The organism is Candidatus Pseudothioglobus sp. Uisw_086 (assembly GCF_048085745.1).
Taxonomy (GTDB): domain Bacteria; phylum Pseudomonadota; class Gammaproteobacteria; order PS1; family Pseudothioglobaceae; genus Pseudothioglobus.
Window position 1 is genome coordinate 1,140,136 of sequence record NZ_CP159803.1, and the last position, 19,839, is coordinate 1,159,974.

At 35.7% G+C, this 19,839-nt stretch carries 21 protein-coding genes; 4 read left to right on the forward strand and 17 right to left on the reverse strand.

Annotated elements, in window-relative coordinates:
- Positions 1-49 precede the first annotated feature (49 nt).
- The 4 genes from icd to ABXT49_RS05730 are packed head-to-tail and all read right to left on the reverse strand — an operon-like array spanning position 50 to position 3,995.
- Positions 50-1,300, reverse strand: a complete 1,251-nt coding sequence (icd, locus tag ABXT49_RS05715) for an NADP-dependent isocitrate dehydrogenase (RefSeq protein WP_416651111.1) — start codon at positions 1,298-1,300, stop codon at positions 50-52.
- Between the two features lie 14 nt (positions 1,301-1,314).
- Positions 1,315-1,818: a ribosomal protein S18-alanine N-acetyltransferase gene (gene rimI / locus ABXT49_RS05720; protein ID WP_416651113.1), complete on the reverse strand. Its 504-nt coding sequence runs from the start codon at positions 1,816-1,818 to the stop codon at positions 1,315-1,317.
- A complete protein-coding gene (gene ilvA / locus ABXT49_RS05725; protein WP_416651115.1) occupies positions 1,757-3,250 on the reverse strand; it encodes a threonine ammonia-lyase, biosynthetic in 1,494 nt (497 codons plus the stop codon). The genes rimI and ilvA overlap by 62 nt, the downstream gene beginning before the upstream one ends.
- Positions 3,234-3,995, reverse strand: a complete 762-nt coding sequence (locus ABXT49_RS05730) for an HAD-IA family hydrolase (protein WP_416651117.1) — start codon at positions 3,993-3,995, stop codon at positions 3,234-3,236. Before ABXT49_RS05730 ends, ilvA begins: the two co-directional genes overlap by 17 nt.
- A gap of 93 nt (positions 3,996-4,088) precedes the next feature.
- On the opposite strand from ABXT49_RS05730, the gene dksA reads away from it, so the two are divergent.
- A complete protein-coding gene (gene dksA, locus ABXT49_RS05735; RefSeq protein WP_416651119.1) occupies positions 4,089-4,502 on the forward strand; it encodes an RNA polymerase-binding protein DksA in 414 nt (137 codons plus the stop codon).
- A gap of 7 nt (positions 4,503-4,509) precedes the next feature.
- Here dksA and thiL read toward each other — a convergent pair whose 3' ends face one another.
- Genes thiL through cgtA form a run of 8 tightly spaced genes read right to left on the reverse strand, consistent with a single transcriptional unit; the run spans position 4,510 to position 10,828 of the window.
- Positions 4,510-5,439 carry a thiamine-phosphate kinase gene (thiL, locus tag ABXT49_RS05740; RefSeq protein ID WP_416651121.1) on the reverse strand — a complete coding sequence of 310 codons (930 nt, stop codon included), beginning with the start codon at positions 5,437-5,439 and terminating at the stop codon, positions 4,510-4,512.
- A gap of 4 nt (positions 5,440-5,443) precedes the next feature.
- Positions 5,444-6,382, reverse strand: a complete 939-nt coding sequence (locus ABXT49_RS05745) for a histone deacetylase family protein (RefSeq protein ID WP_416651123.1) — start codon at positions 6,380-6,382, stop codon at positions 5,444-5,446.
- A gap of 7 nt (positions 6,383-6,389) precedes the next feature.
- A complete protein-coding gene (locus ABXT49_RS05750; protein ID WP_416651125.1) occupies positions 6,390-6,968 on the reverse strand; it encodes an NfuA family Fe-S biogenesis protein in 579 nt (192 codons plus the stop codon).
- Positions 6,961-7,806: a pantoate--beta-alanine ligase gene (gene panC, locus ABXT49_RS05755; protein WP_416651127.1), complete on the reverse strand. Its 846-nt coding sequence runs from the start codon at positions 7,804-7,806 to the stop codon at positions 6,961-6,963. The genes ABXT49_RS05750 and panC overlap by 8 nt, the downstream gene beginning before the upstream one ends.
- Positions 7,806-8,588 carry a 3-methyl-2-oxobutanoate hydroxymethyltransferase gene (panB, locus tag ABXT49_RS05760; protein ID WP_416651129.1) on the reverse strand — a complete coding sequence of 261 codons (783 nt, stop codon included), beginning with the start codon at positions 8,586-8,588 and terminating at the stop codon, positions 7,806-7,808. Before panB ends, panC begins: the two co-directional genes overlap by 1 nt.
- Positions 8,585-9,058, reverse strand: a complete 474-nt coding sequence (folK, locus tag ABXT49_RS05765; RefSeq protein WP_416651131.1) for a 2-amino-4-hydroxy-6-hydroxymethyldihydropteridine diphosphokinase — start codon at positions 9,056-9,058, stop codon at positions 8,585-8,587. The genes panB and folK overlap by 4 nt, the downstream gene beginning before the upstream one ends.
- On the reverse strand, positions 9,052-9,825 hold the full coding sequence (gene proB / locus ABXT49_RS05770; protein WP_416651133.1) for a glutamate 5-kinase: 774 nt from the start codon (positions 9,823-9,825) through the stop codon (positions 9,052-9,054). Before proB ends, folK begins: the two co-directional genes overlap by 7 nt.
- Positions 9,812-10,828 (reverse strand): Obg family GTPase CgtA, encoded by a 1,017-nt coding sequence (gene cgtA / locus ABXT49_RS05775; RefSeq protein ID WP_416651136.1) that lies wholly within the window; start codon positions 10,826-10,828, stop codon positions 9,812-9,814. The genes proB and cgtA overlap by 14 nt, the downstream gene beginning before the upstream one ends.
- A gap of 247 nt (positions 10,829-11,075) precedes the next feature.
- Between cgtA and ABXT49_RS05780 the strand changes: the two genes are divergently transcribed.
- Positions 11,076-12,332 (forward strand): 3-deoxy-D-manno-octulosonic acid transferase, encoded by a 1,257-nt coding sequence (locus ABXT49_RS05780; protein ID WP_416651138.1) that lies wholly within the window; start codon positions 11,076-11,078, stop codon positions 12,330-12,332.
- A 9-nt stretch (positions 12,333-12,341) separates the two neighbouring features.
- Here the strand turns inward: ABXT49_RS05780 and thiC are convergent, their stop codons facing one another.
- Positions 12,342-14,210: a phosphomethylpyrimidine synthase ThiC gene (thiC, locus tag ABXT49_RS05785; protein WP_416651140.1), complete on the reverse strand. Its 1,869-nt coding sequence runs from the start codon at positions 14,208-14,210 to the stop codon at positions 12,342-12,344.
- A 38-nt stretch (positions 14,211-14,248) separates the two neighbouring features.
- Here thiC and hemB point away from each other — a divergent pair, with 38 nt between their 5' ends.
- Complete coding sequence (gene hemB / locus ABXT49_RS05790) at positions 14,249-15,238, forward strand: porphobilinogen synthase (protein WP_416651142.1); 990 nt, start codon at positions 14,249-14,251, stop codon at positions 15,236-15,238.
- Between the two features lie 61 nt (positions 15,239-15,299).
- On the forward strand, positions 15,300-15,755 hold the full coding sequence (locus ABXT49_RS05795; RefSeq protein WP_416651144.1) for a hypothetical protein: 456 nt from the start codon (positions 15,300-15,302) through the stop codon (positions 15,753-15,755).
- A 17-nt stretch (positions 15,756-15,772) separates the two neighbouring features.
- Here the strand turns inward: ABXT49_RS05795 and ABXT49_RS05800 are convergent, their stop codons facing one another.
- The 4 genes from ABXT49_RS05800 to rpoZ form a co-directional block, all read right to left on the reverse strand.
- Complete coding sequence (locus ABXT49_RS05800) at positions 15,773-16,438, reverse strand: nitroreductase (RefSeq protein ID WP_416653538.1); 666 nt, start codon at positions 16,436-16,438, stop codon at positions 15,773-15,775.
- 58 nt (positions 16,439-16,496) lie between these two features.
- Entirely contained in the window at positions 16,497-17,381 is an 885-nt protein-coding gene (locus ABXT49_RS05805; RefSeq protein WP_416651146.1) for a DMT family transporter, read from the reverse strand.
- 35 nt (positions 17,382-17,416) lie between these two features.
- Complete coding sequence (gene acs / locus ABXT49_RS05810) at positions 17,417-19,330, reverse strand: acetate--CoA ligase (protein ID WP_416651148.1); 1,914 nt, start codon at positions 19,328-19,330, stop codon at positions 17,417-17,419.
- Between the two features lie 135 nt (positions 19,331-19,465).
- A complete protein-coding gene (rpoZ, locus tag ABXT49_RS05815; protein ID WP_416651150.1) occupies positions 19,466-19,810 on the reverse strand; it encodes a DNA-directed RNA polymerase subunit omega in 345 nt (114 codons plus the stop codon).
- Between the last annotated feature and the right edge of the window lie 29 nt (positions 19,811-19,839).

The window sequence follows — 19,839 nt, forward strand, 5'->3', positions numbered from 1 at the left end:
AATCAAATCTTTGCTTTTATAGCCTCAACTTGGTGATTTATTTTTGAACTTATTTTATTGAATCCTTAAGAGCTTCTCCAAACTCAGAACAAGATAGTAAAGTAGCTCCATCTATAAGCCTCTCTAGGTCATATGTAACCGTTCTTTTTTGAATTGTTGTAGCCATTGCATGAAGTATCAAATCAGCAGCCTCTGTCCACCCCATATGTCTAAGCATCATCTCTGCAGATAAAATCATGGAGCCAGGATTCACCTTGTTTTGACCCGCGTATTTAGGAGCAGTACCATGTGTAGCCTCAAACACTGAAATATCATCAGAAAGATTCGCTCCAGGAGCAATACCAATACCACCGACCTGAGCTGCTAAAGCATCAGATATATAGTCACCATTAAGATTTAAAGTTGCGATAACTGAATACTCATCAGGTCTTAAAAGTATTTGCTGGAGGAACGCATCAGCAATTGAGTCTTTAATAATAATTTCTTTACCCGTATTTGGATTAGTAAAGCTACACCAAGGACCATCATCAATTTCTTTTGCACCAAACTCATCTTTAGCAAGCTGATAAGCACAATCTCTAAATAACCCCTCTGTAAACTTCATAATATTGCCTTTATGGACAATTGTCACAGAAGGCTTATCATTATCAATCGCGTACTGAATAGCGGCTCTTACGAGCCTTGAAGTTCCTTCTATAGACACAGGCTTGATACCAATACCAGATGTTTCAGGAAAACGAATTTTAGTCGCACCCATTTCTTTTTGAAGAAACTCAATTACTTTCTTTACTTCCTTTGAACCTTGTGGAAATTCTATGCCCGCATAGATGTCCTCAGAGTTCTCCCTAAAGATTACCATATCAATCTTTTCAGGCGCCTTAACTGGAGATGGAGTCCCATCAAAATACTGGACAGGGCGAAGACAAATATAGAGATCTAAAATCTGTCTTATCGCAACATTAAGTGACCTCATGCCGCCGCCAACTGGTGTCGTTAATGGTCCTTTTATATTAACTACAAATTCTTTGATTGCATTCACTGTCTCCTCTGGCAAGTACTCACCATAGATGCTATCTGCTTTTTCACCTGCAAAAATCTCCATCCACTGAATCTCTCTTTCACCGTTATATGCTTTTTTGACAACAGCATTAACAACATCGAGCATTACAGGAGTAATATCAACACCAATTCCATCCCCCTCTATATATGTAACGATTGGTTTATTAGGAACAACGAGCACGTTATCCTTTATTGAGATTGCCTCTCCAGTAGGTGGAACTGTGATATTTTTGTAGGTCATTAAGATTTTTTTGTTTAGAATTTAAGACGCATTATTATACCGTCTTCTTTCTGATTTGGGTGTTTTGAGTTATTCATATAGTAATTTTTTCTTAGTGAAATCTCCTCAAATCCATGTTTCAAGTAAAAATCGATGGCAGCCTGATTACTCGCTCTTACCTCTAATATAAGCTGACTAATCATTCTATCTTTAAGCTCCTTAATAAGATAATGAAGTAGTTTATTGCCATACCCTTTTCTTTGACAAGCTTTATTGATACTAATATTTAAGATATCAGCAGTATCAAGTGTGGGCATAGCCATCAAAAAACCAATAATTTTATTTTTAATGCTTATTGAGTAGCATAAATTAGCTGGATTTAGAATACTCTCAATAAGCTGGTTTTTAGGCCAAGGATTATGAGAGTTTTGTTGCTCTATTAATACTATAGAGTCGATATCATCACGACTAAGTCTGTTAAAGGAAATACTGATAAGCTTTATTATCGGTTTCGTTTTTGTAGTAATACCCGAGTTCATCAAACTTTGCCTCTAGCTCTTCGATATCCTCAACCTGAAGTCCAATTAAAACCCTTCCATAGTCCGCGCCATGATTGCGATAATGAAAAAGAGAGATATTCCATTCTGTCTTAACTTTTTTAAGAAAACTTAAAAGTGCACCTGGTCGCTCTGGAAATTCAAATCTATAGATAACCTCTTTTTCCGCATTAGCATGACCACCAACCATATATCTGATGTGGGTTATTGCCATAGAGTTATTACTCATATCAAATACTTCAAAAGAGTTACTTAGTCTTGCAATAAGTGCTTGTTTTTCAGATTCACCTTTAGTTAGCTTGACGCCTACAAAAATATGCGCATCTTTCTTTGCAGAATATCGATAATTAAACTCAGTAACTGCATTGTTATCTAATAACTCACAAAATCTTAAAAAACTACCTGGCTCTTCGGGAATAGTAACAGCAACTATAGCCTCATTAACTTCACCTAAGTCAGCTCTTTCGGCAATATACCTAAGTCTATCAAAGTTAACATTAGAGCCAGATACAATTGAAACAATATTTTTATTTTTAAGGCCATGCTCTAGGATATATTTTTTAACACCTGCTGTTGCAAGAGCTCCTGCAGGCTCTGAGATTGAACGAACATCCTCATAGATATCTTTAATAGCAGCGCACATTTCATCGTTGCTAACCAAAATGACATCATCAACGCATTCTTTTGCAATCTCAAATGGAAGTTCACCAATTTGTTTGACAGCAACGCCATCAGCAAAACGTCCAACATCTTCAAGCACAACTCTTTCATTAGCCTCTAATGCTTTAAAAAGCGTTGGCGAGTCAACAGGCTCCACTCCGATTACTTTAATGTGTGGAGCATAATGCTTAATATAGCTTGCCATTCCCGAGATAAGTCCACCACCACCAACAGGAGAGAAGACATAGTCTATTTGATCAAGCTGAGCTAAGATTTCTTTTGCAACAGTTGCCTGTCCAGCAATAACCTCAAAATCATCATAAGGACTTATAAAACATAAATCTTTCTCAGATACTAGCTTTTTAGCATGGACAAATGCATCATCATAGACATCTCCAAAAAGAATAACTTCTGCTCCTAATTCTTGAACTGCTCGAACTTTAATCTGTGGTGTGCTAGTAGGCATAACGATTGTTGCCTTTATGCTTAATTTGCTCGCACCAAGAGCAACCCCTTGCGCATGATTTCCAGCAGATGAGGCGATTACACCTTTGGCTTTCTGCTCATCGCTCATTGAGCTCATTTTTTGATAAGCGCCACGAAGTTTAAATGAGTGAATAATTTGATCATCTTCGCGCTTTAAGTAAACTTGGTTATTAAATTTTTTACTCAATTGCGTTGCAATTGATAGAGGCGACACTTTGGCAACTTCATATACAGAACTGTTGTCAGCCAACTTAACGATTGCACTCATAGAGCTCCTTTATATAATCTACGCTTACCAATGTATGAGTGGTTGGCGTTCCATTTATTATCTGAAAAGGTTGATCGTCTTCACCTAAATGGTCAAGAACAACTAAAGCACCCTTAAAGTTTTTCGTATTAGTATACTCGCTAAGAGTAATTACTGTCTTTAGACCTGCAGAAGTTGCTGACTGAAAACCAATTTCTGAGTCCTCAATAACAACACATTCGCTGCATTCTAAATTCATTTTATCAAGAACATAGTCATAAATATCAGAAGCTGGCTTTTTTTTATCAACAATATCACCAGCTGCTACAACTTCAAAATTTTCTAACGCACCCTTTCCAAGAGTTGACTCTAGAATCGCCTTAACATTATTAAATGAGGTTGAAGTTGCTATTGCTAATTTCAAGTTATGGTTGTGAGCATCATTAATAAGCCTTTCAACACCAATCCGAAGTGAAATAAAACCTGCAGAAATTTTGTTAATAAAAATCTCAGTCTTTTTATTATGGATATTAACAATATCACTCTCGCTTAGAGGCCACTTTAGTTTTGGATTATAGTTATTAATATAGAAAGACAATCTCTCTTTACCTCCACTTACTGATAAAAGTGACCCGTACAAAGCGCAATCCCAATACCAATCTAGCTCATAAAAATCAAAAGCCTCATTGAATGCTTTAAGATGACCATCATGCTCTGTATTAGCAATAGTTCCATCTACATCAAATATTATTGCTTTAAGGTTCATAATAAATATAATTAAATAGGCCAATTTGAAAAAAATCATTGCTATTTTAAGCAATTTTTGGTAAAAACTACTTTTTTTTACAAACTAACTAAAATGACTTCTGAACCAAACTTTGATGAAATCCCAGCTTACATTCCAAAAAAGAGTGAAGACTTTATGTCAGCCGGTCAGCTTAAGCACTTTATCCATAAGCTTAATGTCTGGAGAGAGCAATTAGTTTTCGAAGCCGAAACGACCATTAATCATATTCAAGAAGACTCTGCTCCTGTTGCTGATATTAATGACAGAGCTACTATTGAAGAAGAGTTTGCGCTTGAGTTAAGAACTAGGGACCGTGAAAGAAAGCTTATCAATAAAATTGATAAGACACTTCACTTGATAGATACTGGTGACTATGGATATTGCAAAACTTGTGGTATCGAAATTGCCCTCAATCGCTTAGAGGCTCGCCCAACTGCTGATCAATGTATTGACTGCAAGACAGTAGAGGAAAGAAAAGAAATTTAGTAAATCTTTAGAAGTGCTGATATGATTTGCCCTGGTTATCATAGCCTTTAATTTTTAGTTTCATTGAGTCATTAACAACCCCTATGTTTGTAACTCTTATTTTACAAATTTCAGCTATTTTCATTATTTCTGAATTTAAACTCTCAGGTGCTGTAAAGCATAATTCATAGTCATCACCTCCGCAAACTACTAATGACCAATCATTATTATCTGCAATATAATTAGCCATTGATTGGCTTAAGGGGAGTTTTTGAACATCAATCATTGCCCCAACTCTTGAGGCTTTTATAATATGAGATAAATCTTGCTCAAGCCCATCAGATATATCGATACATGAGCTTGCTATTCCCTTTATGGCGATACCAAGTTCAAGTCTTGGTAATGGTTTATTAAGCCTTATCATTTCTGCTTTATGGGGCTTTTCCCCCTCATTAATTTTTTTTAGACAGAACGCAGCATCACCAATCTCACCTGAAACATATATATTGTCACCGCTCATTGCACCTGATCTCTTAATCGCTTTTGATTTTTCAACAACTCCCATCATAGTAATAGTTATATTAAGATCACCTCTAGTAGTGTCACCTCCAATTAAGCTCACATTATATTTTTTAGATGCCTTTTCGAGAGATTTAGAAAAATGTTCCAACCAAACCTTATCTAATTTAGGAAGAGTTATTGCAAGTGTAAAGTATTTTGCTGTCGCGCCCATTGCTGCAATATCACTTAAATTAACTGCTAACGATTTATAAGCTATGTCTTCAGGAGAGGTGTCTTTAAAAAAGTGTACGCCTTCTGAAAGAGTATCTGTTGTGGTAACTAATTGATAGCCTGAATCAAGATCAAAAATAGCAGCATCATCACCAATACCTAATTCAATAGTAGGATCAGATAATGGCCAATTAAAGTAATTTTGTATTAATTCAAACTCATTCATATCTTTAATTACTTAGCGCCTCTAAGTGGGCTTCAATGCATTCTGAAAGCGCCTGAAGATCATAACCACCTTCAAGAAAAGAAATGATCCTTCCATCACTATGTCGTTTGGCAATTTCTACAATATTTTGCGTCAAAGTGTAATAATCTTCAGACTCTAATTTCATGCCAGCTAAAGGGTCTCTTTTGTGTGCATCAAAGCCAGCAGAAATGAGTATTATTTCTGGCTCAAATAAGTCAACATTTTTTAAAATTTTAGTTTCAAATATTTCCATAAACTTCTCTCTAGTAGTGTCTGAAGATATTGGCGCATTAAATATATTACCTACTCCAGTCTCTGTCTCTATCCCTGTTCCAGGAAATAAAGGATGCTGATGAATTGAGCCATAAAAAACACTTTTATTGTTATAAAAAATTTCCTGTGTGCCATTACCATGGTGCACATCAAAATCAATAATCGCTATTTTATTGATATTAAATTTACTCTGTAAATACCTAGCAGTAACTGCAGCATTATTTATAAAGCAGAATCCGTTTGCTCTTGATGTTTCTGCATGATGACCGGGTGGACGAACTGCACAAAAGAGTCTTTTTGTTAATCCACTCATCAATTCATTAGCTGACTCAATGCCTGCTCCACAAGCTCTTAATATTGCCTCTTTACTTTGAGGGCAAAGAATAGTATCAGCATAAGGCTCTTTTTCTACACCAACAAGCCCATAGATTGGAATCATTGAAAGTAGATCATCAATATAAGATTGGGGATGAACAAGATTTATAGTTTTAAAGTCTGCCAATGGTGAGTCTTTAAAAGATATGTTAAGTTGACTAATACCTTTAATTGAATCAAGTATTACTTCTAAGCGTTCTTTTCTCTCAGGATGGTTTTCACCATTATCTTTTGCAATGCAGTCTAAATGAGAGAAAACAGTTATATCTTCCATTCAAGAATTACATATATGCATTTTCTTTATGAGAGTGATCCGTTGCATCAAGAACAGCAGATATTTCTGGATATAAGCCCTTAAGTTGTTTTTCAACCCCATCTTTAAGAGTCATGTTTACTGAACTACATCCTTGGCAACCACCTCCAAAATTCAAAATCACTTCTTTTTTCTCAGTGATTTCAACAAGGTCAACAAAGCCTCCATGTGATGCTAAGCTTGGATTTACTTCAGTCACGATAGTAAACAGAACCTTTTCCTGAAGAGGAGCATCATCTTTGGGCGCTTCACCTTTGGCATTAGGAGCAGTGATAGTAAGTTTTTTATTAGTACCATCTAACTTCAACGCAACATGGGAGTCACTTAAAAATTGATTATTAGATTCATCAATAAAAGCACTAAAACCTACAAAAGGAAATTCATTATAAGTATCAGGGAGATCGCTCTTGATACAGAAGTTAAATGTTACAGTTGCAACCGGAGTGCCGGCTTTTTCAACGTCAACTTTTAAGCCAAGGTCTTTTTCATCTTGTTGCTCAAAAAGGTCTGCAACATAAATTTCTGCTTCTTCAGTAATACTAAACATTTGGCCTCCTAAAGACAATATTATCGATTAGTCGAGTTTCACCCAACCTTATAGCGGATATTATAATAATTTCTGAAGTGTTAGTCGCGATTTGTGTAAGGTTATTCGCATTTAGAATTTCAAGATATTCTACTTCAAAGTTAACTCTTAACTCAGATAGAGTTTTTTCCATTACGAATTCAATAGAATCTCCCTGCTCTATAGCCGTTTTTGCATTACTAAGTTGCTGATAAAAAAGGGGCGCCTTCTGTCTGTCCTTATTACCTAGATATTTATTTCTTGTGCTCAGTGCTAAGCCATCAATCTCTCTTTGAGTAGAAACTGACTCTATCAACACATTTAAATTATTATTTTCAACAAGAGATTTAATAATTAAGAGCTGTTGAAAATCTTTTTCGCCAAAAACCGAATAATTAGGATTTACAATATCAAATAATCGATTAACTACTTGCGCCACTCCATTGAAATGTGCTGGTCTAGAAATGCCACAGAGTAATCCTCCCATTTCACCTACATCATAATTTGATAAGGTTCCATTTGGATATATTTCTATTTTTAAGGGAATAAATAAGGCATCTACACTCTGACCCTCTAAAAGAAGCTTGTCATCAGAAAAAGTCTTGGGATATGAGTCAAAATCTTCATCTTTAGCAAACTGAGTAGGATTGACAAAAATACTTACAACAACAATATCTGCCAAGGATTGGGCTTTTTCTACTAACCTCAAGTGCCCATCATGAAGACCTCCCATGGTTGGAACTAGGGCAACTTTTTTATTACTACTTCTGCAGCTATCTAAAAAAACCTGAAGATCACCTGACCTTTCAAAAATTTTCATTAATAACTCTCACTTTTATTAGGAAAACTTCCTTCTTTTACCTCCGAAACAAAGGCTTTAATCGCTGAAGAGATACTGCTTTCTGAGCTTAAAAAATTACGAACAAATCTTGGCTGCCTACCAAGTGTTATGCCTAACATATCATAACTAACCAAAACCTGGCCATCGCAATCCTTTCCAGCTCCAATTCCAATTGTAGGTATTTTAAGCTTTTTAGTTATCAACTTTGCTAAATTACTTGGAATGCACTCAAGCACTAAAATACTTACGCCTATAGATTCGAGCAACCTTGCATTATTTAGAATTGATTTAGCATCAGCCTCATCTCGACCTTGAACTTTATACCCACTTGAATCAACAACTAGTTGTGGTTGTAGACCGAGATGGCCACAGACTCTAATATTATTGGAAACTAAGGCATTAATGACATCTGTATTTTCAACTCCACCCTCTAACTTGACCATATGTGCACCATTATCAATCAATTCTTTTGCGTTGACTAAGGCAGTTTTAGGATTATCATAACTATGAAAAGGCATATCTGCGATAACTAAAGATTGATTACAAGCTTTTGCAACAATTGCAGAATGGTAAAGCATGTCATTCATAGAAACTGAGCGCGTATTTTCAGAACCCTGAATAACCATTCCAAGAGAGTCGCCAATTAAAATAATATCAACGCCTGCACTATCAATAAGCTTAGCCATTGAGGCATCATATGCTGTAAGGCATGTAATTTTTTGACCATTGTCCTTGAATACACTTAACTCAGAATACTTCATAGTTTTTTCACATCTAACTTATTAATTCTATCGAGTAGACTTATTATTGGCCCTAATAAAGGAACTCTTATTTTAGGCTCTATTTCAAATAAAGGCACTAAAACAAAGGCCCTATGTATTGCTTCTGGATGGGGTATAGACAACCTTTTATTTAAAATAACTTGCTCTCCATATAGAAGTATATCTAAATCAATCGTTCTTGATCCCCATTTTACGTCTCTTACTCTTTGCTGATTATCTTCAATTTCTTGGCAAAGATTTAATAAATTAATAGCACTAAGTTTAGTTTCAATCTTACATACTGCATTGATGTAGTTTGGGCCAGGAATATCTAAAAGAGGCTTAGACTCATAAAAGCTTGATGCATTAATAAGTTTAGTCTCATTATTATCATTCAGAGAATCAAGGGCTCTTTTTATTTGAACTTTTGGATCCTTTAAATTTGAGCCTAAGCCGATATAAGCTAACAATGAACTAGTGTCCCTATATTTTCTCCTTGGTATATTCTTGTTAAAACTTTCTCTTCTCTTCCCCAAGCTATATTAGAAAATGTCTTAGATTTTGCAGCTTGCTTTGCAGCCATAACTTTTGAATACATTCCTCCAGAACCTAAAATACCTCCGGTTTTTCCAGCAACTCGCTCTAATTTTTCATCTTCAAAATGAATTTTTTTTATTAAGCTGGCATTCTTATTTACTCGAGGATCGTCATCGAAAACACCATGCTGATCTGTTAATATAATTAATCTTTCGGCATTCAAAAGATTTGCTACAAGGGCCGCCAACGTATCATTATCGCCAAATTTTATTTCTTCGGTTGCAACTGTATCATTTTCATTGATTACTGGCACTGCCCCAAACTCAAGCAAATTCTCTAGAGTTGCAGAAATATTTTCGAAATGTTTGGTATTAATTAGGTTATCTTGAGTCAAGAGCACCTGAGCTGTCTGGACTTTATGTTTTGCAAATAGATATTCATAAGCCTGGACTAACCCCATTTGACCAACAGCCGCAGCTGCCTGAAGCTTATGAATATCACTTGGTTTATCTTTCCAGCCAAGTCGTTTCATACCTTCAACAATTGAGCCACTAGATACCAAAACAACGTCAATGTTATAAGATTGCAGTTCAACAATTTGCTCAACCCATTCAGAGATTAAGTCTTTATCAATCCCTTTTCCATTATTAGTTAAGAGGGCAGAACCAATCTTTACGACCCAGCATTTATTCTTCTTCATCTTTCTCTTCAATAAGGTCATATAAACCAAAAACTAAGGACTTGCAGCCCATACCATTTAAAGCAGATATGTTAAACGCATTACCTTTATATTTAACTGTTTTAAGAAAATCTTTAATGATCTTATCTCTTTTATCTTCTTGAATAAGATCAATTTTATTAATAGCTAATAATCTCGGCTTTTCAAAAAGCTCGTCATCAAATTTTTTTAATTCAGCCTCAATAGTTAAATAGTTTTTAGCAGGATCTGAGCCATCAGCTGGCAAGATATCAATCACGTGAAGAAGCGCTTTTGCTCTTGAAAGGTGCTTAAGAAATTCAAACCCAAGACCAACACCTTCGCTTGCTTTTTCAAGCAACCCAGGTATATCAGCCATAACAAAGTGATTATTGCCAGCCTTTACAACTCCAAGATTTGGATGGAGGGTTGTAAAAGGATAATCAGCTACCTTTGGTCGTGCCCCAGAAATTTGCCTGATTAAGCTCGATTTTCCAGCATTTGGCATACCCAAAAGTCCAACATCTGCCATTACATTAAGTTCTAATCCAATCTCTCTAGCCTCTCCAGGCGTTCCTGGTGAAGTTTGCCTTGGTGCACGATTAATTGAAGATTTAAAACGAGCATTACCTAGACCATGAAAGCCTCCTTTTGCAACCAAAAGATCTTGCTTATGAAGTGTAATTTCGCCGATTACTTCATCCGTTGAGAGGTCAATTATTTTAGTTCCAAGTGGAACTTCGACATACATATCAATAGCTGACTTTCCTCTTCGATCACTTCCTTCTCCAGGTAGGCCATTTTTAGCTCTATATAAACGGTTATAACGAAATTCACTTAATGTATTAAGTCCCTCTTGACCACGGAAAAAAATACTACCACCATCACCGCCATCTCCACCATCTGGACCGCCATCTGGAATATATTTTTCACGACGAAAGCTGAGGCAACCTCTACCACCTTTACCAGCTTCAACCATCACACTTGCAGAGTCAACAAATCTCATAATTTATACGATTAGTAATTTAATTAATAGCTTGCATCAAAAAATGAATCAATCTAAAACAAAATAGATGCAATAGAAGTTAAGTGATAAAGCTATAATATCAGTCAATTATTATACCTTTTTTCTTATCTAAAGCCCTCTTCAAGATAAGCAAAAGTATTCCATTTGAATTATTTAATCATAGACTTTGGCTTACTGTTATTTATGAAATTAAAAGCTCAATTAAAAAATATAACGAAATAGTCAAATGAATAGATTTATATATACAGTTTTAATTATTTTAAGTTTGCCATTTGCTCTTTTAAGGATTCTATTAAGAGATGCACAAAACTCTAATTGGATCCGTAAACTAAAAAACCAATTAGGCTTTGTACCTAAAATTTCAGGCAAGGTTATTTGGTTACATTGCGTATCTGTTGGAGAGTTTAATGCAGCCAAACCACTAATTGACAAGATATTTATTAAATTTCCTCTTCATCAAATTGTTATTTCAACCACAACTATTACAGGATCTGAGGCTGTTGAAAAGCACTATAAGAGCAAAGTCATTCATTGTTTTTTTCCTTTTGATGTTCCCTTTATAGTTAGTTCATTTCTAAAAAAAATTAAACCTCTTGCTTGTATTCTTTTAGAAACAGAAATTTGGCCAAATTTAATTACTAAACTTAAACATAAAAATATTCCTGTAATGCTTGTTAATGCAAGATTATCAAAAAAGTCTTTTAAAAAATATAAAAAATTCTCCCCTAAGTTAGTTAGTGCGACTCTAAATAGATTAAGCATAATATGTTCTCAGAATGAAAGCTCATCAAAACGCTTTATCTCACTTGGTGTTAATAATATTATTACTACTGGAAGCTTAAAGTTTGATTCCAATGAACCTAATAATTCAGAAACTATTCAAATATTAAAAAATATAACTGGAAATCGAAAAATTGTTGTCTTTGCCAGTACAAGGAAAGGTGAAGAGTTTCAAATAATCAAAAGCTATCTCGCCCTTAAAAGTAAATTCAATGCACTTCTTTTAATCGTACCGAGGCACCCAGATAGATTTAATGAAGTTTTTAATATGGCTAACGAAACTGGTCTTAATGTTAAAAGAAGATCATTATCTGATCATTGTGAACAAGATACAGACATACTAATTGGAGACAGTATGGGTGAGATGATGTCTTATTTAAACATAAGTGATATAGCATTTATTGGCGGTAGCCTTACAAATAATGGTGGTCAAAATATGCTTGAAGCTGCATCACTTTCGAAGCCTATTATTTTTGGTCCAAGCGTATATAACTTTGAAGAAATCTCGAAGGGACTTTTAGATGATGGATCTGCTATACAAGTAAGCAACGCTGAAGAATTAATGAAAACTATTTCTGAACTGCTTTTAGATGACGGAAAAAGAAGACTAATTGGAGAAAGCGCTAAAACTACTTTTGAAAATAATCGCGGCGCAACGACTAAAGTATTTAAAGCAATCGCACCGTATATTAAAGATACTTAAAGAAGACTCTTAAGCACCCTCTTTCAAGTAGATTTCACTATCATTATCTAAGAATTCTTCAGACTTTTTATCCATTTCGATTTGAATTTCCTGAATTTTTTTAACTTCTTTGGCATCTAAACCTTTAATGTCTTGAGAAATCTTCATAGAACAAAACTTAGGTCCACACATCGAACAAAAGTGCGCAGTTTTTGCTGCTTGTTTTGGAAGGGTTTCATCATGAAAACTTCGAGCAGTATCGGGATCTAAACCAAGATTAAACTGATCTTCCCACCTAAATTCAAAACGAGCTTTTGAAAGAGCATTATCTCTGATTTGAGCCCCAGGATGCCCCTTGGCTAAATCAGCAGCATGCGCTGCAATTTTATAAGTAATAATTCCTGTTTTAACATCATCCTGATTTGGTAGCCCTAAGTGCTCCTTAGGAGTTACATAACAAAGCATTGCACAACCATACCAGCCAATTTGGGCAGCTCCAATCGCTGAAGTAATATGATCGTAGCCAGGAGCTATATCAGTAGTAAGCGGACCAAGTGTGTAGAAAGGTGCTTCTCCACACTCTTCCAACTGCTTTTCCATATTGTCTTTAATCATATGCATTGGCACATGACCAGGACCCTCAATAAAAGTTTGAACATCATGCTTCCAAGCTATTTTTGTCAATTCACCTAAGGTCTCAAGCTCACCAAACTGGGCAGCATCATTAGCATCCGCAATCGAGCCAGGCCTTAGGCCATCGCCTAAAGAAAAGGTCACATCATATGCCTTCATGATTTCACAGATATCTTCAAAATGCGTATAAAGAAAACTCTCAGTATGATGCGCAAGACACCACTTAGCCATAATTGATCCACCTCTTGATACAATCCCCGTAACTCTATTCATAGTTAGAGGGACATACTTAAGACGCACACCAGCATGAATAGTAAAGTAGTCAACCCCTTGCTCTGCTTGCTCAATTAGGGTATCTCTAAAAACTTCCCAAGTTAAATCTTCAGCAACTCCTTTAACTTTTTCAAGAGCCTGATAGATAGGAACAGTTCCAACAGGAACAGGCGAATTGCGGATAATCCACTCGCGAGTTTCATGAATATTTTTTCCCGTAGAAAGGTCCATAATGGTGTCAGACCCCCAACGAACTCCCCAAACCATCTTTCCTACCTCTTCATCAATTGAAGAGCCTAAGGCTGAATTACCAATGTTTCCATTAATCTTAACTAGAAAGTTTCTACCAACAATCATGGGCTCCGTTTCTGGATGATTGATATTATTAGGAATAATTGCACGGCCCCTAGCAACCTCATCTCTTACAAATTCAGGGGTAATAATTTTAGGAGTTGCAGCCCCAAAGCTTTCGCCTTGGTGTTGACCAACTTGATCTTTATACTCCTGCCAAAGACAATTTTCTCGAATAGCAATGTATTCCATTTCTGGAGTAATAATGCCTTTCCTAGCATAGTGCATCTGAGTAACATTTTTTCCTTTCTTTGCCTTTCTTGGGGCTTTTAAATGTTCAAACCGAAGCTCATCAAGTTTTTTATCACCAAGTCTTTCATTTGCAAATTTCGAGCTAACACCATCAAGAATTTCGGTGTCATCACGCTCTTCTATCCATTTCGAGCGGAGTGACTCAAGCCCCTCTCGATAACTGATCGTTTTACTAGGATCTGTATAAGGTCCAGAAGTATCATAAACGTGAATTGGATCATTTTTTTCTGCAAGATCACCAATGGTATCGGTAAGTTTGATTTGCCTCATTGGGACTCTAATATCGTCACGTGAACCCTTGACATAGACCTTGGTTGAGTTAGGAAAAGGCTTAATAAATGCCTCATTAATACTTGATAGACTAGTAAGTGTTTCGGATGATTGCTTCATTATTGTATAATTTAGTTAATGTAACTTGAGAAAAGAAAATGTCCATTTTAACTCATCGGCCAAGAAGAATGAGGAAACACGAATTTAATCGTTCATTAATTCGTGAGAACTCACTGAGTGTAACTGATCTTATATATCCTTTATTCATTATTGAGGGTGAAAATAAAAAAGAAAAAATTGATTCAATGCCTGGAATTGAAAGACTTAGTATTGATCAATTATTGATAGAAGCCAAGGAAATTGTTGATTTAAAAATTCAAGCTGTTGCTTTGTTTCCAGTAATTTCTCCTAATAAAAAGACGCTCGAAGCTGAAGAATCTTACAACCCTGATGGACTTATTCAAAAAGCAGTTAGGGCGATGAAAAGAAACTTTCCTGATCTTGCAGTTATTACAGATGTGGCACTAGATCCTTTTACGAGTCATGGCCTAGATGGCGTTATTGATAGTAATGGATACGTTCTTAATGATGAAACTGTAAACATTTTAGTTAAACAAGCATTGTCTCATGCTCAAGCTGGAGCAGATATTGTTGCTCCTTCTGACATGATGGATGGGAGAGTTGGAGCGATTCGTTTTGCGTTAGAAGAGCAAGGTTATATTCACACAAATATACTTGCGTACTCTGCCAAATATGCCTCTTCTTTTTATGGTCCATTTAGGGATGCTGTAGGCTCATCAAAAAGCCTAGGTAAATCTGATAAAAAAACTTTCCAAATGGATCCTGGAAATTCTGACGAAGCAATTCGTGAGGTAGAGCTTGATATTTCAGAAGGCGCTGATATGGTTATGATTAAACCAGGCTTGCCTTATCTTGATATAGTCTCTAAAGTAAAACAGACCTTTGGTGTACCGACTTTCGCTTATCATGTTAGTGGCGAGTATGCAATGCTTAAAGCGGCTAGTCAAAATAAATGGATTGATGAAAAGTCAACAGTTCTTGAGACGCTTCTTTGCTTTAAAAGAGCTGGAGCTGATGCTATATTGACTTACTATGCAAAAGATGCTGCCAAATGGATTAATGAATAGTAATAAAAACTTAACTAATTAAGCGTGCTATATATTTTGATTTAATGAAATAAAATAACTAATGAACCAAAAAAATATATTTTATTTATTGTCACTAATTGCAATATTTTTTATTGGTCACTACTATTCACAATTGAATATATCACCAGTTAAGCCTGAGATCATTATTATCAACAATGATGATGAAGTCAAAAAACAAAAATCTAACATCCAAAGCCTTCAGCAGCAACTAGAAGATCTTAATAATCAACTTATACTCGCACTTGACGAACTCAAATCCACCTCTCAAAAACTCAACCTTTCTGCTAGTAAAATCCAGGTTCTTGAAGAAGAGTTAAGTAAAATTCAAAATGCATTCAATCTAAGTGATTCATCACTCAAAAAGAGTAATACTAAGCTTTTGGAAAATGAGAAAACTTTAAAAGAGTTAGAAAAAGCATTATCAGATGCCGAGCTGGATATTGAACTAATTAAATTTGATCTTGAAATTGCGGAAGCCAATCTTCGAGCTAACTAAGAAACTAATTTATATTTTTAAGAGTAATATTTAGCTATTTGAGATAGATCTTCACGAGGAGTTCTATAGCTGTTAATTACCTGAGTTTTATCTTCATAGCCAATCGCCATTCCGCAAAGAACAATTTTATCTTTATAGTGTGGAAATTCCTCTCTAACAATCTCAGGATACTCGCCAAGAGCTGCTTGTGGACAGGTTGCTAACCCATGCTCGACCGCTGAAAGCATAATAGATTGGATAAACATGCCATAATCCATATAAGAGCCCTTCTCCATCGACTTATCAATAAAAAAAAGTAGGATAACAGGCGCATTGAATGCCTGATAATTTAAAGCCCATTGATCGAGTTTTTTTTGTTTATCTTCCCTCTTAATATCTAATGTTGAATACATTAATAAACCACACTCTTTTCTTCTTTTCTTAAACTCACCCAACCATTCAACAGGATAGTACTTATAATCCATAGCCCCATTCTTGCCATCTCGAAAGGCTTTTTCAAGCTTATTACATAATCCATCCTTACTTTTTCCAGTTACAACAGCGACCTGCCATGGCTGGGTATTTACTCCAGAAGGGGCTGTTTTTGCTTGATTAATAATTTCATTAATAATACTAATAGAAACATCTTTATCTAAAAATGCTCTTGTTGATTTTCTTTCAGCTAAAGCGGTTTTTACATCCATCATTCATTCCATTATGTGAGCTATGATTATCAAATCCAAAAATTTAAATAAATTTACACTAAATACTTCTAGGCTTGGCATAAAGAACTATTATATTTCCAAATATTATTAATATAACGCCAATTAATCCCGTCCAGCTCCAAACATAATCTTCAAATAAAGTCGATAGAAGCAAAGCAATCGTTGGAGTAAAAATATTGACGTATGAAGCTTTATCAGCACCAATATTTCCTACCAGTTTAAGATAGACACCAAACCCAATTGCTGAGGCCACTACAGATAAATAAATTAGGGATGTTACATAACTATAGCTTGTGCTAAAACTGAAACTTATATCACTAAAAGATATATAAGTAACAAGGATAAGTGATCCATATAGCATACTGAAAGCATTACTTTGGATTAGGGGAATTTTTCTGGCTTGCATTTGACCAGAGAGCAGCATCCCAATTGACGCAAAGAAAGTTGCAAGTAGCATCCAAAGAAAACCCTTTACAATTCCTGAATCTAATGTCCAATCAGTGCTACTTATCTCATTTGAAAATATAATTGATAACCCTACAATACCAATTATTGCTCCAAATAATATGGGTAATCTTACGGGCTTTTTAAAAAAAATAAAACCATTAAAAACAGTAAATAAAGTAAGCGTTGAAAAAATAAGGCAAACCACTCCAGTTGTTAGATAAGAGGTGCCAAAGTAGGCACAAATATAATTAATACAAAATAGAAAAAACCCTAGCAAAAGCCAATTTAAATGTTCTCGCCATGGGTAAGAAAGCTTTAGACCTCGAGCAAAACACCAAATAAATAGCAAAAGGGATGCCAGCAAAAAACGCCATACTATTGAAACCTGTGGAGCCACATCGCCTAACTGAAAACTTATAGCAAACCAGGATGAGCCCCATGCGAACAGAACAATAAAATATAGGAATGCATTCATGTTTTATCGATTAATAAATAGGCAGAAAATTTCTATTAAACTCTATTTTTAATCAAGTCATCCACAACGCCAGGTTCAGACAATGTTGATGTATCTCCGAGTTCTGCATAGTCATCTTCTGCAATTTTCCTAAGGATACGTCTCATAATTTTTCCTGACCTTGTTTTTGGAAGACCTTGTGCAAATTGAATTTTATCTACCGTTGCGATTGGGCCTATTTCTTTTCTAACTAAAGCTACTAGATCTTTTTTAAGCTCATCAGTACCTATAACGCCAGTCATTAAAGAAACATAAGCATAAATGCCTTGGCCTTTTATATCATGGGGCATACCAACTACTGCGGACTCGCTTACATCGCTATGAAGAACTAAGGCAGATTCAATTTCAGCTGTGCCTAGTCGGTGTCCAGATATATTTAAAACATCATCAACTCTTCCAGTAATCCAATAATAGCCATCAGCATCTCGCTTAACTCCATCTCCTGCAAAATATTTACCTGGGTAAGTCGTAAAGTAAGCCTCCATAAATCGTTCATGGTTGTTATATAAAGTCCTCATTTGACCTGGCCAAGATCTTGCTATAACAAGCACGCCTGAAGCCTCACCCTCTAAAAGCTCTCCACTTTCACTAAGAACTTGAGGTTCTACTCCAAAAAATGGCATAGTTGCAGAGCCTGGTTTTAGAGCTGTTGCAAAGGGCATTGGTGTAATCATATGACCACCTGTTTCTGTCTGCCACCAGGTATCCACAACTGGACATTTCTCCTGGCCAACAATACTGTAATACCACTCCCAAGCTTCAGGATTAATTGGTTCTCCAACAGTTCCTAAAATTTTCAAACTAGCCCTAGAAGTTTTTTGAACATGCTCATTTCCAGCACCCATCAAAGCCCTAATAGCAGTAGGCGCTGTGTAAAAAATATTTACTTTATGTTTATCAATCACCTGCCAAAATCTTGAGGCATCTGGGTAATTAGGAACGCCCTCAAACATCAAAGAAGTTGCTCCATTAGCGAGTGGCCCATAGACTATATATGAGTGGCCAGTAACCCATCCAACATCAGCAGTACACCAGTAAATATCACCCTCTTGATAATCAAAAGTATATTTATGAGTCATTGCAGCATATAACAAATACCCTCCTGAGGTATGAAGAACTCCCTTTGGTTTTCCAGTTGAGCCAGAAGTATAAAGAATAAATAATGGGGTTTCAGCATCAAACATCTCGCAAGGAAATTCTGCTGAAGCGTTTTCAACGAGCTCGTGATACCAAACATCTCTATCACCCCAAGTAACTTCTCCACCCGTTCTCTTTACAACAACAATATGTTCAACACAGTCACACTCTTTCGTTGCAATATCAACATTAGCCTTTAAAGGAATTGATTTGCCTCCACGAACTCCCTCATCAGAAGTAATTACTAGCTTACACTCACTATCAAGAATTCGATCTCTCAAAGCATCTGGTGAAAATCCTCCAAAAACTACTGAATGAATTGCACCAAGCCTTGCGCATGCAAGCATAGCAACGGTGGCTTCAACGATCATAGGCATATACAAACAAATACGATCGCCTTTTACAACACCTAAATCCTTCATTCCATTGGCAAATTTACAAACTTTTTCGTGTAGTTCTTTATAGGTTGTTGATTCACTTGAATTAGGATCATCTCCCTCCCAAATAATTGCAACCTGGTCAGCGCGTTCCGGCAGATGACGATCTAAACAGTTATATGACACATTTAAAGTTGCACCCTCAAACCAAGCAATTTTTCCTTTAGAAAAATCAACATCTGAAACTCTTTCCCATTTCTTTTCCCAGTCAATAAATTTTTCAGCTTGTTCAGCCCAAAACTCATCTGGGTTTGAAATAGAATAATCATACATAGACTTATAACTCTCAGCATTAATTAACGGTTTTCTATTGCTTTGCATAATAGAATATTGCATTTAAATTCCCCAATGTTCAATTTGTAAAAAACCATGTTACCAAAGTCAATGATTATAAAAATAGATAAATATATTGAATTGGGCAAAAAAAAATGACGCAATGCGTCATTTTTTATTAACTCTCAGAAGTCTTATTTACTCATCAGCTTCTTTAACTGCTAGGTCATCAGATTCTGCCTCTAAATCCAACTTTACATCTGAAAGCTCTGCTGCAACTTCGCTTGCCTTGGATTCTTGAGTAAGTCTATCATGAGCATTAAGCTCTTCTTCCATCGCGTACTCTTCTGTCAAAATAGAGGCATCGATTAAACCAAGCTCAATTTCTCTTAAGGCGACTACTGTAGGCTTATCTTTGCCAACATCTAAAGTTGATCTGAACCCACCAGAATTTAACTGATGCGCGCGCTTTGCAGCAACTAAAACTAATTCAAACCTATTCTCTACCTTATCTAAACATTCCTCTACTGTTACTCTTGCCATAATCTTAGTTAACCTATTTTGATCAGCTG